We start from the raw sequence: 20,543 nt of genomic DNA, 5'->3' as shown, positions 1-20,543 counted from the left end.
CACCCCAAATTTTATCCGCAAGAGGAGATGGATAGCTATGAAATTTACCGAACGCATTCGCCAGGCGGCCGACGCCAGCTGGACCATGAGCTTCGAGCATCCGTTCGTCCGCGGCATCGGCGACGGGTCGCTGCCGCTTGACCGGTTTCGCTATTATGTGCTGAACGATTCGTATTATTTGTCCCATTTTGCGCGAATTCAGGCGCTCGGCGCGGCGAAGGCCGACGATCTGTTCACGTCGAACCGGATGGCCATTCACGTGCAGGGCACTTACGAGGCGGAGCTGTCGCTGCATGAGAAGTTTTCCAAGCTGCTCGGCATCACCGATGAGGAGAAGGCATCGTTCGAGCCGGCACCGACCGCTTACGCCTACACCTCGCATCTGTACCGCGCGGCTTATAACGGCCATCTCGGCGACATTATCGCCGCGCTTCTTCCGTGCTATTGGCTTTATTACGACATCGGCGAGCGACTGACCGGCTGCAAGCCCGAGGAACCGATCTATCAAGAGTGGATCGCCGCTTACGGAGGGGATTGGTTTCGGGACCTCGTGCAGGAGCAGATTGACCGACTGGACTGGCTTGCGGAACAGGCGACGGAGCAGGACCGTGAACGGATGCAGCGGCATTTTGTCATCAGCAGCCAGTATGAATATTTGTTTTGGGATATGGCTTACCGCCTGGAAGCGTGGCCGACGTCCCGATAATGCTGGTAAAGCCTCGTTCCTGTGTGTTATGACGAACAGCTCGGAGCAGATGAGCAAAAACGCTTCGTGATGCTGCACCGGATGAATCAGCCATAAGGCCGTCTTCGTAAAAGGAGACGGCTTGTTTTATTTAACGAAAAGTGAAGGATATTCGTACATTGTAATTACGAAGTGAATAATTTATAATACATTGTAAATAAAATCGGATGAAAGGAGTGTATAAAATGGGACAAACAAATATCAACATTCGGATGGATGAAGACCTGAAAAAAGAAGCGGAAGCCCTCTTTTCCGAGCTGGGGTTAAATATGACAACAGCCGTAAATATCTTTGTTCGTCAGTCGCTTCGGCAAGGCGGAATTCCATTTGAAATTACAACGCAAACCGATCCTTTTTATAACCCGGTTAATATCAAAAGGTTAAAGGAATCCATACAGCAAATGGAGCAAGGGAAGACAGTGCGCAAGTCGATGAACGACCTGGAGCCGGAAGAGAATGGGTAATCTTATTTTTACGAGCCATGCCTGGGAAGATTACTTGTACTGGCAAACCGAAGACCGCAAAACATTGAAGAGAATTAACCAGCTCATTAAGGACATTGAACGTAATGGGTATGAAGGCATAGGTAAACCCGAACCTCTGCGCGGAGATCTATCTGGATATTGGAGCCGCCGGATCGATGAAACGAATCGGTTGGTCTATCGAATAAAAGATGGGATGATTGAATTTTACGCTTTCCGTACCCATTACGGCGATAAGTAACGAGTTGAAAAGAGAAGCGCTGCGACCTGGTTGCTACGGGGGTCACGGCGCTTCTTTTGCTTTTGGGCAAGCGGTTGCTGATGAACCGGGTCAATTGAATCTATGCAGTTCATATCGGTTCGGTCATAAAACGTTCACCGCTTGCTTGCCTGGGTGTGACTATTGTCATAGTGGGGGGTATGCCCAAAACCCTACAATGGTCGCATAAACGACTCCGCACGAGTTGGAGGAGGGATAGACATGGCACAACCGCACGACCGTCTCGCAGACAGGCCGGCCGGAGGCCGGGACGCTGCCGCCAAAGCCTCGGAACGGGCGGAAACCGGCGCGGCTACGGAGCCTGTACTGAAGGGAACGTTCGCTTCCGTCATGTTGCTCGGCTTGTTCCTGCTGCTGAGCTGGATCGCCGTATTCGCGCTGTTCATAGCCCGGGGCTGAGCCTCCGTGCCGGAAAGCGCCCGGCGGCAAGGATCCGCGCGAAAGAGCGATAGGGCCTAAGGCCCGGGCAGCGGGGGAAGCGAGGGCAACGGCCTGCAACCGCGAAGCCGCCCGGCGCGGCAAGCTGGCAGTGCGGTGCAACGGCCGCGAAAGCCGCCCGGCGCGGCAAGCTGGCAGCGCGGTGCCGCGAAAGCCGCCCGGCGCGGCAAGCTGGCAGCGCGGTGCAACGGCCGCGAAAGCCGCCCGGCGCGGCAAGCCGGCAGCGCGGTGCAACGGCCGCGAAAGCCGCCCGGCGCGGCAAGCTGGCAGCGCGGTGCCGCGAAAGCCGCCCGGCGCGGCAAGCCGGCAGCGCGGTGCAACGGCCAGCGACCGCGAAAGCCGCCTGGCGCGGCAAGCTGGCAGCGTGGTGCAACGACCGCGAAGCCGCTTGGCGCGGCAAGCCGGCAGCGCGGTGCAACGGCCGCAAACGGCGTAAGACAAGGGGCATTACAAGCACGGATTGTTAACAAAGGAGTGTAGGTAAGCATGCACATGCATCGACTGGAAAAAATATGGCTTGCCTTCGGCATTTCCATGCTGATCGTCTTTTTGGGCGTGCTGGGTGTCGGGGCTTTTGCCAAAGGGATTCATCCGCCGGGGCATCACCGGCATATCGTCGATCCGGAGACGGTCGATAAAGTCGCGCCGTTCAATGAACCGGGACTGCGGAAGATCGGGGACAACGAATACGAGGCGTACATGCTGGCCTTCGCCTTCGGCTATGCGCCGGAGAAGATGGAGGTTCCGGCCGGGGCGACGATTCATTTTCACGTGACGAGCAAGGACGTTGTTCACGGCTTTCAAATACCGGGCACGAATGTGAACATGATGGTCATGCCGGGAGAGGTCAACCAGCTGACGTACACCTTCAAGGAGCCCGGAGAATATTTGATCCTGTGCAACGAATATTGCGGAGTGGCTCACGAAAATATGATGACGACGATTATCGTCAAGTAGAGGAAGAACCGGAAAGACGGAGATATGATAAGTTGTTGTGATTGATTTCACAAGGTGCGACGCCGGAAGTCGGTACGATGACAGAAAAAACGGCCGGCCCGGCAACGTAAAGGAGTGTTCGACATTGACCAACGTATTTCAAAGCTTTGAGCGCCGCGATTCGGCGGTAGTTCTGGCGCATGTGCTGTTCGCTTTCCTGGCCTTGCTGCTCGGCGGCATAGCCGGCCTGCTGCAGAGTCTCGTGCGCGGCGGAATGGTGACGCTGCCGTACGGCATCGGCTATTACCAGCTGCTGACTGCTCACGGCGTACTGATGGCGCTCGTGTTCACTACGTATTTTATTATCGGCTTTCTGTATGCGGGTGCAGCCCGGACGCTCGGCTGGCTGCTGCCGGTGGTGCGCAAGCTGGCCTGGCTTGGCTACGGGCTGATGACGGCGGGCACGCTGCTTGCGACCGTGCTCATTCTGCTCAACAAAGCGACCGTTCTCTATACGTTTTACGCGCCGATGAAGGCGTCGCCGTGGTTTTACATCGCCCTGGTATTCGTCGTCGTCGGCAGCTGGATGAGCGGCTTCGGCCTGTTCACGCAGTACCGCTACTGGAAAAAGACGCACAAGGGAGAACGGACGCCGTTGTTTGCCTTTATGGCCGTCGCGACGATGCTGCTGTGGCTGATCGCCACGCTCGGCGTTGCCGTGGAGGTGCTGTTCCAGTTAATTCCGTGGTCGTTCGGTTGGGTCGAAACCGTCAACGTCATGCTGAGCCGCACGCTGTTCTGGTATTTCGGCCATCCGCTCGTCTATTTCTGGCTGCTGCCGGCCTATATGTGCTGGTACGTCGTCATTCCGAAAATTATCGGCGGACGGCTCTTCAGCGATGCGCTGGCCCGCTTGGCATTCATCATGTTCCTGCTGTTCTCGATTCCTGTCGGATTCCACCACCAATTGATGGAGCCGGGCATTTCGAGCGGATGGAAATACTTGCAGGTCGTGCTGACGTTCATGGTCGTCATTCCGTCGCTCATGACGGCGTTCTCGCTGTTTGCTACCTTCGAAATGCACGGCCGGTCGGTCGGTGCCAAAGGATTGTTCGGTTGGCTCAAAAAGCTGCCGTGGAGCGACGTCCGCTTCTTCGCGCCGTTCATGGGCATGCTGATCTTTATTCCGGCCGGCGCCGGCGGTCTGATCAACGCCAGCCATCAGCTTAACGCTGTGGTGCACAACACGCTGTGGGTAACCGGTCACTTTCACCTGACCGTCGCCACGAGCGTCGCGCTGACGTTCTTCGGCATCGTGTACTGGCTGATTCCTGCGGTCACCGGACGCAAGCTGACTGCGCGGATGCATAAGCTGGGCATCGTCCAGACGCTCATCTGGGTCATCGGCATGTTCTTCATGTCGGGCTCGATGCATACGGTCGGCCTGTTCGGAGCGCCGCGGCGCACGGCTTACACGACGTATATGGACCACCCGGACACGGTGCTGTGGATGCCATATTACGTTGCCATGGCGATTGGCGGCACGATTTTGTTCATCGGCGTGCTGATGATGATCGCCAACATCGTCATGCTGCTGCGAGCGCCCAAAGGTCATGAGGAGTTTCCGATCGCGGAAGCGTCGGCAGAAGCGGAGCGGACGCCGGCCATCTTCGAGCGCTGGGGGCTTTGGGTCGGCGTGCTGGCCGTGCTGGTGCTCATCGCTTATACGGTGCCGGTGATGGAGCTGTTAAACAATCCGGGCGTCGGCTCGAAAGGCTTCGTTACCTGGTAAGACGCGCGCCTCATCGCCGTTCTTCCCGCTCATCGTGCTGGCCCGTGCTGCCGCTGCAGCCCGGTCCGCTCTCCGCCGGCGACGGGGACTTTGCAGCGCCGGGCTTCAGCCAGCTGGCGCCGGACTGCGGGTGCGGGGGAGCGGCTTCCCGGCCTGCCTTCTCCGCCAGCCAGCGCATGCGGTAGCAGTTCATCCCCGTCTCGCCGAGTTCCTCCAGCAGGCCGTAGTTCGCCCAGGCGCCGACCACCGCGCCGATGCCGGGAAGCAGCTGGAGCAGCTTGCGGAAGTCGATCGTATCCCGGTATTCCTGCTGCAGCTGCCGCCAGTCGATATGCCGCGCATAAGTGTCTGCGGGAGGGAGCGCTGCGGCGGTTTGCGGCCATTCGGCGATCGCCTGCAGGAGCGCGGGCTTTTTGTTTTGGCTGGAGAAGGCGAGCTGGAACACATGAAGAATGAACAGACGCTCCCGGTAATCGCGGGTGTCGTGGCCGTACACATGGGCGAGCTCGAACAAAAATTTCATCTTGATGCCGATCAGAATCGGGAAGTCGGCCAGTCCAAGCAGCAGGCCGCCGGCGCCGGTTCCCGCGCCTTCCGCCGCGGCCACCTTTTTGTACAAGGAAATAAGCTCTTCCGCTTTATGGTCCCTGAGCGCCAGCGACATGCCGCGGACCGGCTTGCTTTTGGGCATGTAATCCATCCCGAACAGAGCCGTCTGCACGATGCCCTTGACGGCCGCCGTAACCGTATCGTGAACCTTCTCGGGTATTGCCTGATTGATGCGGGTCTGCACGGCTCTCGACGTTTTCTCCAGCAGTCCCGGAGGCTTCCTGAGCGCCCGCTCCCAGGCGGCCAGCAGCTTGGTCATTTGCTGTTCGTATACGGTTTGACGGTACTCCATGTCTGATTCCTCATTTCCCGGAAAATGATCCTTCTCCGCTTGGCGCGTGGACAGGTGCTTTTACCGCTTATATACGCAAAAAGCGGCGGGGGGATGCAGACCGAACGACTCCTCCTATTTCCATATCTTATGCCGCAAGCTGCGCATTTAACCTCCGGCGTTCATGGCCATTGGTCTGTTTGGCGCGTGTGACGGCCATCTCGGCCAAGCTCCGACAGCCGCCGGCAGCAGGTTGCGATGCAAACATTTGTTCTTTTTTTCTCTATGACGAAGTGCACTCCTGGTATATAATAAGGAAAAAGCAAAGCAAAAAAGCATCGGGAGGATGAAGCACATGATTTGCCGCTGCGGCTGGGTGAATGAAGATCCGCTCTATATACGGTACCACGACGAGGAATGGGGAGTGCCCGTTCACGATGACGTCAAGCTGTTTGAGCTGCTCATTTTGGAAGGGGCGCAGGCAGGCCTTAGCTGGTATACCGTGCTGAAGAAGAGAGAGCGGTACCGCGAAGTGTTCGACGGCTTCGACCCGGTGAAGGTTGCGGCGTACGACGAGGACAAAATCGCCTCGCTGCTGGCCGACCCGGGATTGATCCGCAACCGTCTGAAGATTCGCTCGGCGGTGAGCAATGCCCGGGCGTTCCTTAAGGTGCAGCGGGAATTCGGCAGCTTCGACGCCTACATTTGGCACTTCGTGGAGGGGCGGCCGATCGTGAACCGGTGGACAAGCCTGAAGCAGGTGCCGGCCAGCACGCCGCAGTCCGACGCGATGAGCAAAGACTTGAAGAAGCGCGGCTTCAGCTTCGTCGGCACGACGATCTGCTACGCTTACATGCAGGCAGCCGGGATGGTGGACGATCATACCATGGATTGCTGGAAGCGAACGGGATATCAAGCTTGATAAGCGGCAGCCTTGTCCGGGAGGACGGGGGCTGCTGTTTTTTTGAATGCTACAGAAAGTTTTGCTTTGCTAAAGCGATAAAGCGAGGTGCGACATTCTGTACCAAGAAAAACAACCGCTAAACCGCGGTCGCTCTTCCTTGAATGGACGTCGAAAGACCGTTTTCTTCCATACCTTCAGCTAACGCTAGCCACAGAGCTTATTTCGCTCGAAACGATCGATTTGAAATGGTAACGCTAGCAGCCAGCCTTATTGGGCATGTTTGGCTACCCGATTCCGTGCTTTTGACAAAATAGCGCTGCCTAGCCTGCGTTACATTTTAAACAGGGTACGATTCAGCAAAATAGCGTTTGTCACTTGCGTCAGAGTCCGAACGCCGACGCGGATTTCGAACGCATAGCGCGCGGAGTTGGGGCGGCTAGGTGAGTATCTCCGTCGTAGTCCTATACAACGACAGCTGTCGGGCGGACGTCAACTGCTGTGGCCATGTCGGGAAGCCGGATCGGGATTGCCAAAAATCCGCATAAATCCGCATGTCGGCACGGTCACGGCCCCATTTAGGGGCGAGCATCGGTCTGTGTGATTCGGGAATATTGCGGGGCGAGACGCGCTGAACCGTAAAACGCTTGCTGCCTGGCGGCCGCCGGCCGTCAGGCTTTTGCATGCGCTCCGCCGCCGAAATTGTACGATTCGACTGGGGGAAATGTCGTGCCGCTGCCATGGTCCAATCAATATATTGATATTGTCCCATGGAACATGGACGATCCGCTTCCGACCCATGTCGGAAGTTCGGAAGCGGCATACACGCTGATAGCTGATATATGGATTTCAAGGAGGTGGGCGGTTCCCGGCTTGCCGGGCGAAGCTATGAGCAGAGCGAAACTGATGCTGTTCTCCCATGTATGCGGCGACAGCTTCATTACCGGAGCAGAAAAATATTTGCTGACGCTGGCTTGCGAGCTTGGGCGTCATGCCGATTGCATGCTGGTCGTGCCGAGGGACGGCCTGCTGCGGCAAGAAGCGGCGAAGAAGGGCATTCCCTCCGTCATTCACCCTGTACCGCTCGTTTGGGAGATGTACCGGCCCGAGGCGGAGACGGCCGGCGAGGTTCAGCGGATCGTTGAGGCCAGGGCGCACTCCAAAACAGCAGACCTGCTGCATCAGTATCAGCCGGATCTGGTGCTGGTCAATACTTGCGTGCATGTCTATCCCGCCTTGGCCGCCAAGGCGCTGGGCATTCCCGTCGTCTGGCTGATCGCGGAGACGATGGCCGACACCCCGTTCACTCCGCAGGCGGCCGCCTTGATTCACGGCTGCGCCGACCTCATCGTCGGCATTTCGGAGACGGTGCTGGAGCCGCTGCGGAGAGCCGGTTTCGGCGACAAGCTCGCCCTGCTGCCGCCGACCTGGCACCGCGATGAGCTGGAGCCGGCCTCGTGGGCGGAAAGCCGCGCTGCGCTGCGTCGGCGGCTCGGCCTGCACGGTCGGGAGCCGCTGATCGGGTTTATCGCCTCAAGCCTGCATCAGGAGAAAGGCTTGGAGCATTTTGTGCGCATGGCGGCGTCGCTGGCGGACTTAAGGAGCGACGTCCGCTTTGCGATTGCCGGCGTTTCGACCGACGCCGAATATATATCGCATTGCGAACGGCTGATCGCCGCATCGGGGCATGCCGGCCGGTTTTACCGGCTCGACTTCGAATCCCGCATTCAATCGCTGTATCCGGCGATCGATCTCGTCGTCGTCCCGAGCCTGGTGGCGGAAGGGTTCGGCATGGTCGCATTGGAGGGCCTGATTTTCGGCAAAGGCGTGATTGCTTACCGGTCGGGCGGGCTGGAGGAGATTTTGCTCGGGACGGATAACGGGCGCTGGCTGGTCGAGCGAGGCGATACCCGCGGGCTGACGGCCAAGGCGCTGGAGTGGCTGGAAGCTCCTGACGGAGAAGCGGCCGGCGCCGCCAACATCCGGGCCGCCGCAAGCGCCTACGGCATCGACCGGTACCGGCTGCGTCTGCGCGGCTTGCTCAGGCGGCTGCAGGCGAGTCTGGACGCGGCGGCGGCGCGTCGAACGGGACGGACGCCGCAGCTGAAGGAGTATGCTTTGTATCGCGGACATCAATCGAACGCCGTGTTTTTGATCGAAGGAGGCAAGAAGCGGCCTTTCGCATCCGAAGAAGCGCTGGCTTATTACCGATACAGCTGGCAGGACGTGAACGCGGTAGCCGACGAAGAGCTGCATGCGCTTGAGACGGGGACGCCGATCCGCCCGGCCCCGCTGACGGACCGGCACCGGCCGGCGGTGATGCTGGCGCGGGGGGAGGATACGACCGTCTATTTGCTTGCGGGCGGCCGCCGCTTTCCGTTCAGCTCGATGGAGCGTCTGCTTGAGCGGGGATACGATCCGGAGCGCGTCGTGCCGGTGGAGGATGACGAGCTGCGGCGGCTTCCGGCCGGAAGGGCGCTGTAAAATCCGGGGATGAAAGGAATTGGAGCGATGAAGGTGATGACGATTCTCGGCACCCGTCCGGAGATCATCCGGCTGAGCCTGATCATGCCGAAGCTGGACCGCTGGGCCGGGAAGCATATCATTGTGCATACGGGACAAAATTTCACTCCTTCGCTAAGCGGCCGCTTCTTCCAGGAGCTCGGCCTGCGCGCCCCGGATTATATTCTGCAGAGCGGGAACCAATCCCTCGGCGGACAGCTGGCGGCGATGTTCGCCGGCCTCGAGCCGCTTCTGCTTCGGGAAGCGCCGGACAAAGTGCTGCTGCTCGGCGATACGAACAGCGCCCTGTGCGCGATTTTGGCCGAGCGCCTGGGTATCCCGGTCATTCACATGGAAGCAGGCAACCGCTGCTTCGATCTCGAGGTGCCGGAGGAGAAAAACCGCCGGGTCATCGATGCGATTGCGAGCGTGAATATGCCGTATACGGAGCACAGCAGAAGGAATCTGCTTCGCGAAGGGCATCCGCCAAGCCGCATCGTCGTGACCGGCAATCCGATCTACGAGGTACTGACGCACTACGAGCCGCAGATCGCGGCAAGCTCTATTCTGGAAACGCTCGGTCTGGAGCCTGGGAGATACTTTGCGGCAACCGCCCACAGGACGGAGAACGTCGATCGTCCGGAGCGGCTGCTGGCGCTGATAAACGGGCTGAACGGGGTAGCCGAAGCTTTCGGCCTGCGCATCGTCTGCAGCGTGCATCCCCGCACCCGCTCGCGCATCGACCGCATTCCGGGGCTCGCCGTTCACCCGTTGGTGGAGTTTCACGAGCCGTTCGGCTTTTTCGACTTCGCCTGCCTGGAGCGGCATGCGCGGTGCGTGTTGACGGACAGCGGAACGGTGCAGGAGGAATGCTGCATTTTCCATGTACCTGCGGTGACGATGCGGCGTTCGACAGAGCGGCCGGAGACGGTGGAATGCGGCAGCAACGTCGTAACGGGCTTGTCGCCCGAGCGCATTGTCGCCGGGGTCAGGCAGATGACCGGCTTGCCGAACGACTGGCTGTGTCCTGAAGGCTATCTCGATCCCCACGTATCCGCCAAGGTCGTCAAATATGTGTTGGGAGGGATATAGATGTTCAAGAACAGCACGGTACTCGTCACCGGCGGCACGGGCTCCTGGGGTCGCGAGCTGGTCTCGCAGCTTATGACGCACGATCCTCGGGAGATCGTCGTGTTTTCCCGGGGCGAGCTGCACCAGGTTCAGATGAAGCGGGCGTTTGACGATCCGCGCCTCCGTTTCCGGATCGGCGACATCCGGGACAGGCAGGCGCTTGCGGAAGCGTGCAGGGGCGTCGATTACGTCTTTCACCTGGCTGCGCTGAAGCATGTTCCGGTCTGTGAGGATCAGCCGTACGAGGCGCTCAAGACGAACGTGACCGGCACGCAAAATGTCATTGAGGCGGCAGCGGAGGCGGGCGTGAGAAAAGTCGTCTACATTTCGTCGGACAAGGCGGCTCATCCCGCCAACTTCTACGGCATGACGAAGGCGATCGGCGAGAAGCTGATGGTGCATGCCAACCTGATGTATCCGGATACGCGCTTCGTCTGCGTTCGCGGCGGCAACGTCCTGGGCACCAACGGCAGCGTCATTCACGTGTTCCATCAAGAACTGGTGGAAAAGCGTCAGATCGGCATCACGCATGTCGATATGACCCGCTTCTTCCTGACGCTGAAGCAAGCTGTCGGACTGCTGCTGCGGGCGGCGGAGGAGGGGCGCGGCGGCGAGACGTTCGTGATGAAAATGCCGGCGTGCCGGATTATGGATCTGGCGGCCGAGCTGATCGGCGCGATGGGGCTAAGCGATGTCGGCATCGTCGAGCTCGGGGTGAGGCCTGGCGAGAAAATTCACGAAATCCTGTACTCCGAATACGAGTCGCAAAATACGGTCGCCTACAGCGAAGAATACATGGTTATTCTGCCTGTGCTGAATATCGCCGGACTGCAGGATTACTACGCCCGTTACCCGCGGGTGCCGACAGGCAGCTACTGCTCCGGCGACTCGCTGATGAGCGGCCGGGAAATCCGCGCCATGCTGGAGAGAGCGGGGTTCCTGCCGTGAGGGTGCTGGTTGCGGGGGGCAACGGGATGGCCGGCCATCTGCTGCTCCAGTATTTGTCCGAGCATACGTCCTATGAGCTGTTCCATACGACCCGCCAGCGGTATGAAGTTGGGCGGAGCAGAGGATTGTACTGGGACGCCGGCGACTGGACGGCGGGAGCGAAGCTGGCGGAGGCGCTCAGACCCGATGCGATCGTCAACTGCATCGGCATCCTGAACGAATCGGCGGCGCAGCGCGAGACGGAGGCGTATCTGATCAACGGATTGCTGCCGCACCGGCTGGCGGCATGGGCCGAGCGGACGGGAGGCAGGCTCATTCATATCAGCACCGACTGCGTATTTCTCGGGGATCGCGGGCCGTATTCGGAAAGCCGCATTCCCGACGGCGCGACCGTATATGCAAGGTCGAAGGCGCTGGGCGAGGTCGGGAAGCCGCCCCATCTGACCGTGCGCACCTCGATCGTCGGCCCGGAAATCCGCGCGCAGGGCATCGGGCTGCTGCAGTGGTTTATGAAGCAGCAGGGCACGGTGAACGGCTACATCAACGTCCTGTGGAACGGCGTGACGACGCTGGAGCTGGCCAAGTTCGTTCATCATGCGCTGGAGCAGGGGGAACATCTGAGCGGGCTCGTCCATTTGACGGCTCCGGAGACCGTCAGCAAATACGAGCTGCTGCGCCGATTCCAAAGCGCGTTTGGCATAACCGGAGTCGACATTCGTCCGGACGGCGCGATCGTGCTCGACAGGACGCTGCAATGCTCGCGCACCGATCTGAATTACCGCGTTCCGGGCTATGACGTCATGCTGAAGGAGCTGAAGGACTGGATGACCGCGCATTGAACAGGAGGGAGCCGAATGCATCCGCTCGTATCTGTCATCATCCCGTTTTACAACGACCCGTACGTCGGGGAGGCGCTGGCCAGCGCGCTCGCGCAAACGTATCCGGAAGTGGAGATTATCGTCGTGAACGACGGCGCGACCAAGCATGCCGATAAGATCGCTCCTTATTTGAACCGGATTGTGTATTTGGTCAAAAGCAACGGGGGGACGGCCAGCGCGCTGAACCACGGCATCCGCGCCTCTTCGGGCGAATATATTGCGTGGCTCAGCTCGGACGACCGCTTCTATCCCCGCAAGCTGTCCGTGCAAATTCCGCGCATGCAGGCCGCCGGAGCGATGATCAGCTATACGGCCTTCGATCTGATCGACGAATGCGGCCAGATTACGCAGCGACATGTAACGCATCCGTACAGGGATGATATCTCCTTCTATACGGCCATGCTGACATGCAATCCGGTCAACGGCTGCACGGTCGTCATGCACAGGCGGCTCCTGGAGAAGGTCGGGCTGTTCGACAGCGCGCTGCCGTACACGCATGACGTCGACCTGTGGTACCGCATGATGCTGGCAGGCTGCCGCTTCGACTATATCGACAAGCCGCTGACCCAGTACCGCTGGCACAGCCAAATGGGCACGGTCCGCCACCGGCCCGTGATCGAGCAGGAGCTTGCCGCGACAAGGGCCAAATATGCCGGTCGAATGGCCGACTACATCCGTTCATTGAGCGGGCGCTGAAACTGGCGCTGCAGCTTGGCGACAGCCGAATGCCCGCTCCTTCCCGGCCCCCTCCCGGCATGCCGTCAGGCATGGCAATATCGTCCACATGACCCTGCGCAAGGCTCGTCAATCCCCGCTCGGAAACGGCTCGATATTGTTCGCAATACCGGCGGCTGAAGTCTGCGCCGTGCTTCGGGCAGCACATGTCGGGATCAAGCAGGTTTGTGTCCGGATCGGACATGCTGCTCCGCCTGAAACTGACGTATAATGAAGATGGATTTTTTAGTTGCACGAAGCAGGGGGGACGGGGCATGGCGGAATCTAGGCCTGATATCATTTTTTTGATGACCGATCAGCAGCGCTGGGACTGCATAGGGAAATATAACAGACATATATTGACGCCGACTCTCGACAAGCTGGCGGAGCAGGGCATCGTATTCAGCCAGGCGGTATGTCAGGCGCCGATGTGCGTGCCGAGCCGCAGCTCTATGATGTTCGGCTACTATCCGTCCCAGCTCGGTGTGCGGACGAATTACGGAGGCTTGTACGACGAGGACAAGCTGCCGAGCGATCCGCTGCCGGAGCTGATGCGCAAGGCCGGTTACCAGACGGCCGGATTCGGCAAAACGCATTGGAACCATGGGCTGCGCAATCCGGAGCCGCCGACGCGAGGCTTCGAGGTCAGAGCGGTAGGGCTTGCGCGCGACAGCGGACATTACGAGCGGGGGGCGGTCATGATGGGCGACGTTGAGCCGGACGGGCTCCGCGCGTACTACGAAGAGACGAGGCACTACGGCAGCGGCGAGGAGAATGCGAACGGCTATATCGGCTGCACGAGCCAGGTGCCGATGGAGCATCACCGGGACGGCTGGGTGGCGGAGCAATGCCTGAAGTTTATTGACGAAGGGCTCGATCCCCAGCGGCCGTTGTTTCTGTATTTGTCGTTCCTGAAGCCGCATGCCGGCTTCAACGTGCCGAAGGAGTTCGAGGATTTGTACGATTTGCGCGATATTCCCGAGCTGCCCCAGCCGCCCTGGGAGTACGAAAGCGGCACGCATTTGGCGGCAGCGGACGAGATCAACGAGCGAACCCGGCAAAATTATGCCGACAAGCGGCAGGTGTGGGAGAGGATGACGCCGGAGGAGCGCAAGCGGACGACGCTCCGTTATTTTGCGAACTGCACATGGCTGGACCATTATTTCGGCCGGGCGCTGGACAAGCTGCAGCAGCAGGGAAGGCTGGACAACGCCCTGATCGTGTTCGTCTCCGATCACGGGGAGATGCTGGGGGAACGGCGCTTCCGCTTCAGCAAATACTGTCTGTACGATGCCAGTGTCCGCGTTCCGATGATTCTGTCCGGCTCCTGCGTTCCTGCCGAGAGGCGGGGGACGGTGGACGAGCGGCCGGCGGAGCTGGTCGATATTGTGCCGACGCTGGCCAAGGCTGCCGGCCTGCCGCGCAACCCGCAGCTGCCCGGACTCGACCTGCTCGGGGAACGGCAGCGCCAGGGCGCGTTTTGCGAATTCCACGCCAAGAGCACGGATGGCGTGCATACGGCGCCCGCCTTGATGTGGCGCACCAAGGAGTGGAAGCTGATTCTGTACATGCCGGGAACGATCGACGATGCGATCGAGCGAACCGGCCAGTTCCGCGGCGAGCTTTACCATCTGGCGGAAGACCCGCTGGAATGGCGCAATCTGTACGAGGACGACCGCCATGCGGCCGTAAGGGAACGCATGACGGCGGAGCTGCTCATGCATCTCGCCTGCGTCTGGACCCGCGGCCCGTTCTTCTATGACAAGCAGGGCTTGGCCGCTTTAGGGTAAGGCGGGAGCCGCCGGGAGCCGGGCGGACTCGCCTGACGTTAATACTTCAATTTCCCGGAATGTCTCAGCTTCACTTTAACGCGGATATGAACCGAATCCGGCGTCAGCTTGATTCCTCCCTGCCCGCGGAGCTTTTTCCATTCGCGGTTGTTTTGCCGGTAAAGGGCGTGCTCCAGCCGCAGCGTATCGATGCCGGACCGCAGACCAGCCTCATAGGTATCTTGGATTTGCCGCTTCACGGCCTCCGCTGCCTTTTGCTCCAACGTCGTTTCCGGCATAAGCTGAAGAGCTTCGCTGATATATCCGGAAAGTTTGACGTCCAGGTTGAATGCGATTTGATCGTTTACAATGACCGGATGGATGCGGATATCGGGCTTTTCCAGCGACACAGACGCTTGGGAGCGCCCTTCGGATCGGATCAGCAGCGGGCTCCGCTCGGTTTTCGGTTCGACCCACCGCAAACCGAAAACCTTCGGCAGCGCAATCCATTGTTTATACTTTTCTTCTTGAAAAGCGAACACGCCGTCCATATCCATCATCGGCTTCTTTTGGCCTTCGACTTCCCAATCGAGATTCCTCAAGGATAAGGAGGGGATAAAGACAGCGTTTCCCGGCTCGCGAATTTCCGCCACGAACTCCCGCAATGTAAGCGGAGCGATCAGCGACTGCTGCTTGTAAATTTCCTGCGGTTGATGCAGCAGAGACATCAGCGGCGAAAGATTGAAGAAGGGGGTGACGGCAAACAATTTGTCGATCGGCTCCTTGGTGCCGAATAGCCATGGGGTATAGCGAAATTCGTAATAACGGTCCAGCACTTCCTTGACATCTTTCAGATCCGATCTCAGAATGTTCTCGCCTAAGACGATCGAGTTGATTTGGCCGTAAAATACGCGCAGCTGCGCGGTCCGGTACAGATCGTTCACCGCGCCGACGATGGTCTCGCCCTTGCCGATGCCGACCCATACCGGAATGGGCTCGGTCGGCTTGGCCGACTCCGATTTGGCCACAGAAGAGAAGTCGATCATTTGCACGTAGACCCGATATTGCTGGCCGACTTTGTCGAATCCCAAGCTGGTCAAGTAGTTGATGTCCTGTATATTTTTGATGTCCCAGCATCCGGTCAGGGTGAACGATATCAGGATCCAAACGGCCAACGCTTTGCCTGCGCGGGACATTATGACTCCTCCTGTTGACGGGTCTTGTCTTGGGTCAGCATGATTTCCGGGCGACGCTTCTTCTTGTACCACGGCTTTCGCACAAAGGCCATGACGACATCCCGCCAGCGAATCGGCGACAACGGAGCAAGATACGGGATGCCGAACGACTCGAGGGAGGACAGATACACCACGATGGCGATGACGGATAAAGTGAATCCGTATATGCCGAGCGTGGAGGAGCACAGCATCACAAGCAGACGGATGACGCTGACGGTGCCTACCAAGGATTGATTGACCAGCGTAAAGCTGGAAACGGCGGAAATGGCGGCAATGACGAGAAACGTCGTGGAGGCGAGGCCGGCCCGGATGGCGGCATCGCCGACGACGATGCCGCCGACTACGGCGACGGTTTGCCCGACCGCCTTGGGCAGCCGCTCGCCGGCTTCCCTGAACAGTTCGAAGAGCGCGATCATCAGGAATGCTTCGAGCGGAGCGGGCATAGGAAGTCCCATGCGCGACAATGAGATCGTCGCTACAAAAGGGAAAGGGAGCTGCTCCATATTGAAAGACGCCAGCGCGATCCAAAAGCCCGGGAGCAGCAAAGAGATGCCCAGGCCGATAAAACGCAACAGCAGGCCGAAGGTGCTCATGTAAAACGGCACATAGAAGTCTTCCGGCGTCTTCAGCAGCAGCGTCAAATTGGCCGGACCGATGACCACGGTCGGCGCTCCTTCGACGATGACGACGAATCGGCCCCTGGTCAAGCAATCGACCGCAAAATCAGGGCGTGTGGTGTAATGCAGCAGTGGGAACAGAGATCGCGAAGAGTCCGCCAGCATTTCTTCCAATTGGCTGCTGCTGAACATCAGATCGATCTCGATATGCTGCAAGCGCGTTCTGACTTCATCGACGAGCTCGGGCCGCGTAATATCTTCAATGTAAAGCAAGGCCACCCTGCTGCGGCTCCGCTTGCCGATCGTCAATTGCTCGTAACATAAGGAATTGCTGCGAAGCCGTTTGCGGATCAGCGCCACATTGGTCGTCAGCTCTTCCACGAACGCATCTTTCGGCCCTTTAATCGATATTTCGGTATTCGATTCCGATGGCTGGCGATGGGGCGGATCGGCCGTATCGACCGCATAGATGACGTTCAGCCGTTCGAAGTACAGGACGAGCTCCCCGGAAAATACGCGATCGACGATGTCGGCTGTACGCTGGATGCGGGTCATTCGCAGCTTCTTGTCCATCTCCAGGCCGAACTGCTCATTGATCAGGCGCGTTAACTCGGGGATGAGATATTCGTTGATCGGCCGCGTATCGGTCAGACCCTCGCAGTACATGAAGAACACCGACTGCGCTTGTTCAGCGTTTCCGAGCTCGTAACGTTTCATGACAAAATCCGCCGATCTGCGGAACAGAAGGCGAATTGTCTCCGGAGTCCATGCTGTCGGTTCATCCGGGGGAGAACCGGGCTGCAAAGGAGGCGGAGCGTGATTCCGCTGCAGGAACAATGGCCGAAGCCAACGAAACTTCATGGCAATTCACCTTTGTTTTCGCGTAGTCATGCTTGTCAGCAGGGAGAGCATAAGCAGCATTCCGGTAACGCCCCACAGCGATCCGGGCAAGTAATACCTTTTGAGGAAGGCCGTATACTGCATGTCGCTAATGGGCAACTCGACCAGAATCACCAAGGCGAGGCCGAGCAGCCCCGCCATGGCGGCACGGTATTTTTTGTGATTTACGATCAGCAGCTCGAGCAGCAAAAACATGGATAAGGCGATGCGGACGAAAGCTCCCGACAGCCATTGGTATATCGACAGGAAGTCGACATGACGGATGTACTTGCCGATTTTGACCAGCCGCCATTCCTCGTAAGCCGGGTAGCGCAGCTCCGCGGCCTCGTAGGGACCGAATTCGCTGATTGCTCCTGTCACCGGTCCCAGCACGAGCAGGACCAGGAAGCTCGCCAGCAAATACAGCGACCAGGGGCGAACATCGGATTTTAAGCGGTGCTGAAAGAGCAGCAGAATAAACAGCTCGGCCAGTCCGCCGCCAACGTACACGGTGCCGCGAAGGGCAGGGCTTAAGCCGTGCTCCAGCATGGGCGTGAGCAAGGCGTAATTTTTTTGCGGAAGATTGGCGCTCATGACAAAATCCCCGAAGACGATCACGAACGGCAGCAGGATGCCCGAAGCGATAGCGATGGTTCGAATGCCAAAATGAACGGCGAAGACGCTGAGCAAGACCAGCGACGCAGACACGACCAGCTCGGGAGTGCGGGGCAAATAGGAGGTGTGCGTCCACATCGTTGTATCCTTTAATGTCATAACCGCAATCAAAAACAGGTAAATGATGAAAAAGGCGCGAACCGTTCCGCTCGCGATCCGCCCCCAATGCCGGTTCAGCCACAGCAAGAGCGGCTCCTGACCGGTCCGTTTCATAATGCGATGGAGCAGGCCAACCCATGCCAAGTACGGCAGCATGACGACCAGGACGCTGATCCAGGCGTCTCTTTTCGCCACTTGCAGGAGCGGCGGCACGACGATCACATGATTCATTAACCCGATGGCCAAAATCATGACAGAGTACGCACTGAGAATTCCGATGACGCGGCCCGCTTGGTTCGTCACGCAGATCACCTGAGCTACAACAATTTGAGGCTAGTATAACCTGAATACCGTATTTTATCCTCTAATGATTAAAAACCGCCTATGACGAGCGCTTCCTGTCGTCATCGGCCGTCACCTGCGGTTTTGAAAATTTGTCGGCGTATATCGCCAAATTTTCAAGATAGCCGCCTATGACGAGCGCTTCCTGTCGTCATCGGCCGTCACCTGCGGTTTTGAAAATTTGTCGGCGTATACCGCCAAATTTTCAAGATAGCCGCCTATGACGAGCGCTTCCTGTCGTCATCGGCCGTCACCTGCGGTATTGAAAATTTGTCGGCGTATACCGCCAAATTTTCAAGATAGGCCGCCCGGCAATATTCCGGACGGCCTGATTGTAAGGGCAGCGCCTCAAGCAAGCGACCTCGCTTCCCGCGCAGCCTATGATCTCATTGTATAATCGTACGTTTCCTTAAGCCCCCGATACACGTCATATCGGGGGGTCCAGCCCAGTATCTCTTTGGCCAAGCGGTTGTCCAGGCAGCTGTGACGGATGTCGCCGGGCCTCTCCGGCCGGTATTCCGGCTGAATGGGCGCGCCGTGGATGTTGGCGAGCCATTGCACCAGCTCGTTCACGGTCGTTGCCGAGGCGGTTGCCACCTGCACGGTGCGCCCGCTGCCCCGGCTTGCGGCGGCCAGGTTCGCCCGGACGACGTCCCCTACGTAGACGAAGTCGCGCGTCTGCTCGCCGTCTCCATAGACGACCAGCGGCAGTCCTTGCTTGAGCCGGTCGATAAAGATCGCGACGACGCCTCCTTCCCCCTTGGGCGTCTGTCTCGGGCCGTACACGTTGGCGTATCTCAAGACGGTGTAGTCCAGCCCGTACAGCAGGCCAAAGACGCGGAGATAAGCTTCCGGCGTCAGCTTGGAAATGCCGTAGAAGGAGATCGGCTCGGTCGGATCGCCCTCCTTGATCAAGCCCGTCTCCAATTCGCCGTAAACGGCGCAGGAAGACGCGTAGATCAGCTTCTTGACAGACGCCTGAAGGCAGGCCTGCAGGATGTTGGCCGTCCCCGCGATATTGACGGAGGCGTCGTAGCCCGGATCGGCGACGGAGCGCTGGACATCGACTTGAGCGGCCTGGTGAAACACCACATCCGGCTTGACGCTGCGAAACAGCTGAACGGCCTCCGCGCTGCGAATATCGAGCTGGTGCAGCGTTGCGCCCGGCGGCACATGCTCCGTGAAGCCGGTGCGCAAATTATCGACGATGTGAACGTCGGCCCCTTCCGCGACGAGCGCTTCCGCCAGATGGGAGCCGATGAAGCCCGCCCCGCCGGTTACGATGGCTCTCATGTCCGATCACCCGTCCTTCATCTGTTGTCTGAACCACTCGATGGAAATGCGCAAGCCTTCATCCAGCGACACCATCGGCTTGTATTGCAGAATCGCCTTGGCGCGGGAAATATCGGGAATGCGCGCAGGCATATCTTCGTATCCCGGGCCGTACGCCTTCTCGTACGGAACCTGCACGATCGGCGATTCGGAGCCGGCCAGCTCGCGCACCTTGACAGCCAGCTCGTTGATCGTAATCGGCTTCTCGGAGCCGATATTGAACGCCAGGCCGTTCGCCTGCGGGGCCATGGCGGCGACCGTTCCGGCGACCGTATCGCTAATGAACGTAAAGCAGCGGATCTGCGTGCCGTCGCCGTGCACCTCGAGCGGCTCGCCGTGCAGCGCCGCCCGAATGAAGCGCGGAATGACGCTGCCGTATTGCGAGGAGACCTGTCTTGGCCCATACGCGTTGAAGTACCTGACGACCGTTACCGGCAGCCCTTTCTCGGCGTAGGCAAAGCACAGATGCTCGTCGATCGCCTTGGCTGTCGCATAGCACCAGCGGTGGATCGACGGAGCGCCCAGCACGCGGTCCGAATCTTCCCTGAAGGGAAGTTGGCTGTTTTTGCCGTATACTTCCGACGTCGAGGCAAAGACGACCTTCGTCCCCTGCTCGTAAGCCAGCTCCAGCACGCCTCGGGTGCCGTCGATATTGCCTTCGATGACCTTCAGCGGGTTTTCGACCGTGTTTTTCACGCCGAGAACGGCAGCCAGATGGTAGACGACATCGCAGTTTTCCATCGCGCTGCGCAGCGCAAGCGGGTCTGTGACGCTTCCGTGAAGCACCGTGAGCCTGTCATGCTTCGCCGCTTCGTTCAAATATTCCTGGCGGCCTGTCGACAGATCGTCCAGAATCGTGACGCGATGCCCCAGCTCCAGCAGGCGCAGGACAAGGTGGGAGCCGATAAAGCCCGCTCCGCCGGTTACCAAAATATTCATTTTATTTGCACACCGCCTTTTTTTCGTTT

General features: G+C 59.0%; 19 protein-coding genes. 13 read left to right on the top strand and 6 right to left on the bottom strand.

Annotation, left to right across the window (positions count from 1 at the left end; genetic code table 11):
* Positions 1-37: 37 nt before the first annotated feature.
* The 6 genes from tenA to F591_RS0101880 all read left to right on the top strand — a co-directional run bounded on the left by tenA (position 38) and on the right by F591_RS0101880 (position 4,673).
* Positions 38-706, top strand: a complete 669-nt coding sequence (tenA, locus tag F591_RS0101910; protein ID WP_019532890.1) for a thiaminase II — start codon at positions 38-40, stop codon at positions 704-706.
* A 224-nt stretch (positions 707-930) separates the two neighbouring features.
* On the top strand, positions 931-1,209 hold the full coding sequence (locus F591_RS0101905; protein ID WP_019532889.1) for a type II toxin-antitoxin system RelB/DinJ family antitoxin: 279 nt from the start codon (positions 931-933) through the stop codon (positions 1,207-1,209).
* On the top strand, positions 1,202-1,468 hold the full coding sequence (locus F591_RS0101900) for a Txe/YoeB family addiction module toxin (protein ID WP_019532888.1): 267 nt from the start codon (positions 1,202-1,204) through the stop codon (positions 1,466-1,468). The genes F591_RS0101905 and F591_RS0101900 overlap by 8 nt, the downstream gene beginning before the upstream one ends.
* Positions 1,469-1,708: 240 nt before the next feature.
* Entirely contained in the window at positions 1,709-1,906 is a 198-nt protein-coding gene (locus tag F591_RS33490) for a cytochrome c oxidase subunit 2A (protein WP_019532887.1), read from the top strand.
* A gap of 525 nt (positions 1,907-2,431) precedes the next feature.
* Positions 2,432-2,902, top strand: a complete 471-nt coding sequence (locus F591_RS0101885; protein WP_019532885.1) for a cytochrome c oxidase subunit II — start codon at positions 2,432-2,434, stop codon at positions 2,900-2,902.
* 124 nt (positions 2,903-3,026) lie between these two features.
* Complete coding sequence (locus F591_RS0101880; RefSeq protein ID WP_019532884.1) at positions 3,027-4,673, top strand: b(o/a)3-type cytochrome-c oxidase subunit 1; 1,647 nt, start codon at positions 3,027-3,029, stop codon at positions 4,671-4,673.
* Positions 4,674-4,683: 10 nt separating this feature from the next.
* On the opposite strand, the gene F591_RS0101875 is transcribed toward F591_RS0101880, so the two are convergent.
* Entirely contained in the window at positions 4,684-5,574 is an 891-nt protein-coding gene (locus F591_RS0101875; protein WP_019532883.1) for an EcsC family protein, read from the bottom strand.
* A 334-nt stretch (positions 5,575-5,908) separates the two neighbouring features.
* Between F591_RS0101875 and F591_RS0101870 the strand changes: the two genes are divergently transcribed.
* From F591_RS0101870 to F591_RS0101840, 7 genes are all read left to right on the top strand, one after another.
* Positions 5,909-6,475 (top strand): DNA-3-methyladenine glycosylase I, encoded by a 567-nt coding sequence (locus F591_RS0101870; RefSeq protein WP_040740744.1) that lies wholly within the window; start codon positions 5,909-5,911, stop codon positions 6,473-6,475.
* 867 nt (positions 6,476-7,342) lie between these two features.
* Positions 7,343-8,938, top strand: coding sequence for a glycosyltransferase family 4 protein (locus F591_RS27190; RefSeq protein WP_051109074.1), 1,596 nt, complete (start codon positions 7,343-7,345; stop codon positions 8,936-8,938).
* A 27-nt stretch (positions 8,939-8,965) separates the two neighbouring features.
* On the top strand, positions 8,966-10,048 hold the full coding sequence (gene wecB, locus F591_RS0101860; protein ID WP_019532881.1) for a non-hydrolyzing UDP-N-acetylglucosamine 2-epimerase: 1,083 nt from the start codon (positions 8,966-8,968) through the stop codon (positions 10,046-10,048).
* On the top strand, positions 10,049-11,035 hold the full coding sequence (locus F591_RS0101855; protein WP_019532880.1) for a polysaccharide biosynthesis protein: 987 nt from the start codon (positions 10,049-10,051) through the stop codon (positions 11,033-11,035).
* A complete protein-coding gene (locus F591_RS0101850) occupies positions 11,032-11,874 on the top strand; it encodes a dTDP-4-dehydrorhamnose reductase family protein (RefSeq protein WP_026326314.1) in 843 nt (280 codons plus the stop codon). The genes F591_RS0101855 and F591_RS0101850 overlap by 4 nt, the downstream gene beginning before the upstream one ends.
* Before the next feature lie 15 nt (positions 11,875-11,889).
* Positions 11,890-12,609 carry a glycosyltransferase gene (locus tag F591_RS0101845; protein ID WP_019532878.1) on the top strand — a complete coding sequence of 240 codons (720 nt, stop codon included), beginning with the start codon at positions 11,890-11,892 and terminating at the stop codon, positions 12,607-12,609.
* Positions 12,610-12,902: 293 nt separating this feature from the next.
* Positions 12,903-14,417: a sulfatase family protein gene (locus F591_RS0101840; RefSeq protein ID WP_019532877.1), complete on the top strand. Its 1,515-nt coding sequence runs from the start codon at positions 12,903-12,905 to the stop codon at positions 14,415-14,417.
* A 38-nt stretch (positions 14,418-14,455) separates the two neighbouring features.
* On the opposite strand, the gene F591_RS27185 is transcribed toward F591_RS0101840, so the two are convergent.
* The 5 genes from F591_RS27185 to F591_RS0101815 form a co-directional block, all read right to left on the bottom strand.
* The gene (locus F591_RS27185; RefSeq protein WP_019532876.1) at positions 14,456-15,592 is read right to left on the bottom strand and encodes a Ger(x)C family spore germination protein; all 1,137 of its coding nucleotides are present in this window, start codon (positions 15,590-15,592) and stop codon (positions 14,456-14,458) included.
* Complete coding sequence (locus F591_RS0101830) at positions 15,592-17,109, bottom strand: spore germination protein (RefSeq protein WP_019532875.1); 1,518 nt, start codon at positions 17,107-17,109, stop codon at positions 15,592-15,594. The genes F591_RS27185 and F591_RS0101830 overlap by 1 nt, the downstream gene beginning before the upstream one ends.
* Before the next feature lie 6 nt (positions 17,110-17,115).
* Positions 17,116-18,204, bottom strand: a complete 1,089-nt coding sequence (locus F591_RS0101825) for a GerAB/ArcD/ProY family transporter (protein WP_019532874.1) — start codon at positions 18,202-18,204, stop codon at positions 17,116-17,118.
* A 417-nt stretch (positions 18,205-18,621) separates the two neighbouring features.
* Positions 18,622-19,536 (bottom strand): NAD-dependent epimerase/dehydratase family protein, encoded by a 915-nt coding sequence (locus F591_RS0101820; RefSeq protein ID WP_019532873.1) that lies wholly within the window; start codon positions 19,534-19,536, stop codon positions 18,622-18,624.
* A 6-nt stretch (positions 19,537-19,542) separates the two neighbouring features.
* On the bottom strand, positions 19,543-20,514 hold the full coding sequence (locus F591_RS0101815; protein WP_019532872.1) for an NAD-dependent epimerase/dehydratase family protein: 972 nt from the start codon (positions 20,512-20,514) through the stop codon (positions 19,543-19,545).
* Positions 20,515-20,543: the final 29 nt, after the last annotated feature.

The organism is Paenibacillus ginsengihumi DSM 21568 (assembly GCF_000380965.1).
Taxonomy (GTDB): domain Bacteria; phylum Bacillota; class Bacilli; order Paenibacillales; family NBRC-103111; genus Paenibacillus_G; species Paenibacillus_G ginsengihumi.
The sequence above is the reverse complement of the archived record's forward strand: the minus strand, read 5'-3'. Positions and strand labels throughout refer to the sequence as shown.

What these genes read in the sequence shown, in the direction of transcription:
- tenA (WP_019532890.1), top strand. Translation starts at nt 38, where the DNA reads ATGAAATTTACCGAACGCATTCGCCAGGCGGCCGACGCCAGCTGGACC.
- F591_RS0101905 (WP_019532889.1), top strand. Translation starts at nt 931, where the DNA reads ATGGGACAAACAAATATCAACATTCGGATGGATGAAGACCTGAAAAAA.
- F591_RS0101900 (WP_019532888.1), top strand. Translation starts at nt 1,202, where the DNA reads ATGGGTAATCTTATTTTTACGAGCCATGCCTGGGAAGATTACTTGTAC.
- F591_RS33490 (WP_019532887.1), top strand. Translation starts at nt 1,709, where the DNA reads ATGGCACAACCGCACGACCGTCTCGCAGACAGGCCGGCCGGAGGCCGG.
- F591_RS0101885 (WP_019532885.1), top strand. Translation starts at nt 2,432, where the DNA reads ATGCACATGCATCGACTGGAAAAAATATGGCTTGCCTTCGGCATTTCC.
- F591_RS0101875 (WP_019532883.1), bottom strand. Translation starts at nt 5,574, where the DNA reads ATGGAGTACCGTCAAACCGTATACGAACAGCAAATGACCAAGCTGCTG.
- F591_RS0101870 (WP_040740744.1), top strand. Translation starts at nt 5,909, where the DNA reads ATGATTTGCCGCTGCGGCTGGGTGAATGAAGATCCGCTCTATATACGG.
- F591_RS27190 (WP_051109074.1), top strand. Translation starts at nt 7,343, where the DNA reads ATGAGCAGAGCGAAACTGATGCTGTTCTCCCATGTATGCGGCGACAGC.
- wecB (WP_019532881.1), top strand. Translation starts at nt 8,966, where the DNA reads ATGAAGGTGATGACGATTCTCGGCACCCGTCCGGAGATCATCCGGCTG.
- F591_RS0101855 (WP_019532880.1), top strand. Translation starts at nt 10,049, where the DNA reads ATGTTCAAGAACAGCACGGTACTCGTCACCGGCGGCACGGGCTCCTGG.
- F591_RS0101845 (WP_019532878.1), top strand. Translation starts at nt 11,890, where the DNA reads ATGCATCCGCTCGTATCTGTCATCATCCCGTTTTACAACGACCCGTAC.
- F591_RS0101840 (WP_019532877.1), top strand. Translation starts at nt 12,903, where the DNA reads ATGGCGGAATCTAGGCCTGATATCATTTTTTTGATGACCGATCAGCAG.
- F591_RS27185 (WP_019532876.1), bottom strand. Translation starts at nt 15,592, where the DNA reads ATGTCCCGCGCAGGCAAAGCGTTGGCCGTTTGGATCCTGATATCGTTC.
- F591_RS0101830 (WP_019532875.1), bottom strand. Translation starts at nt 17,109, where the DNA reads ATGAAGTTTCGTTGGCTTCGGCCATTGTTCCTGCAGCGGAATCACGCT.
- F591_RS0101820 (WP_019532873.1), bottom strand. Translation starts at nt 19,536, where the DNA reads ATGAGAGCCATCGTAACCGGCGGGGCGGGCTTCATCGGCTCCCATCTG.
- F591_RS0101815 (WP_019532872.1), bottom strand. Translation starts at nt 20,514, where the DNA reads ATGAATATTTTGGTAACCGGCGGAGCGGGCTTTATCGGCTCCCACCTT.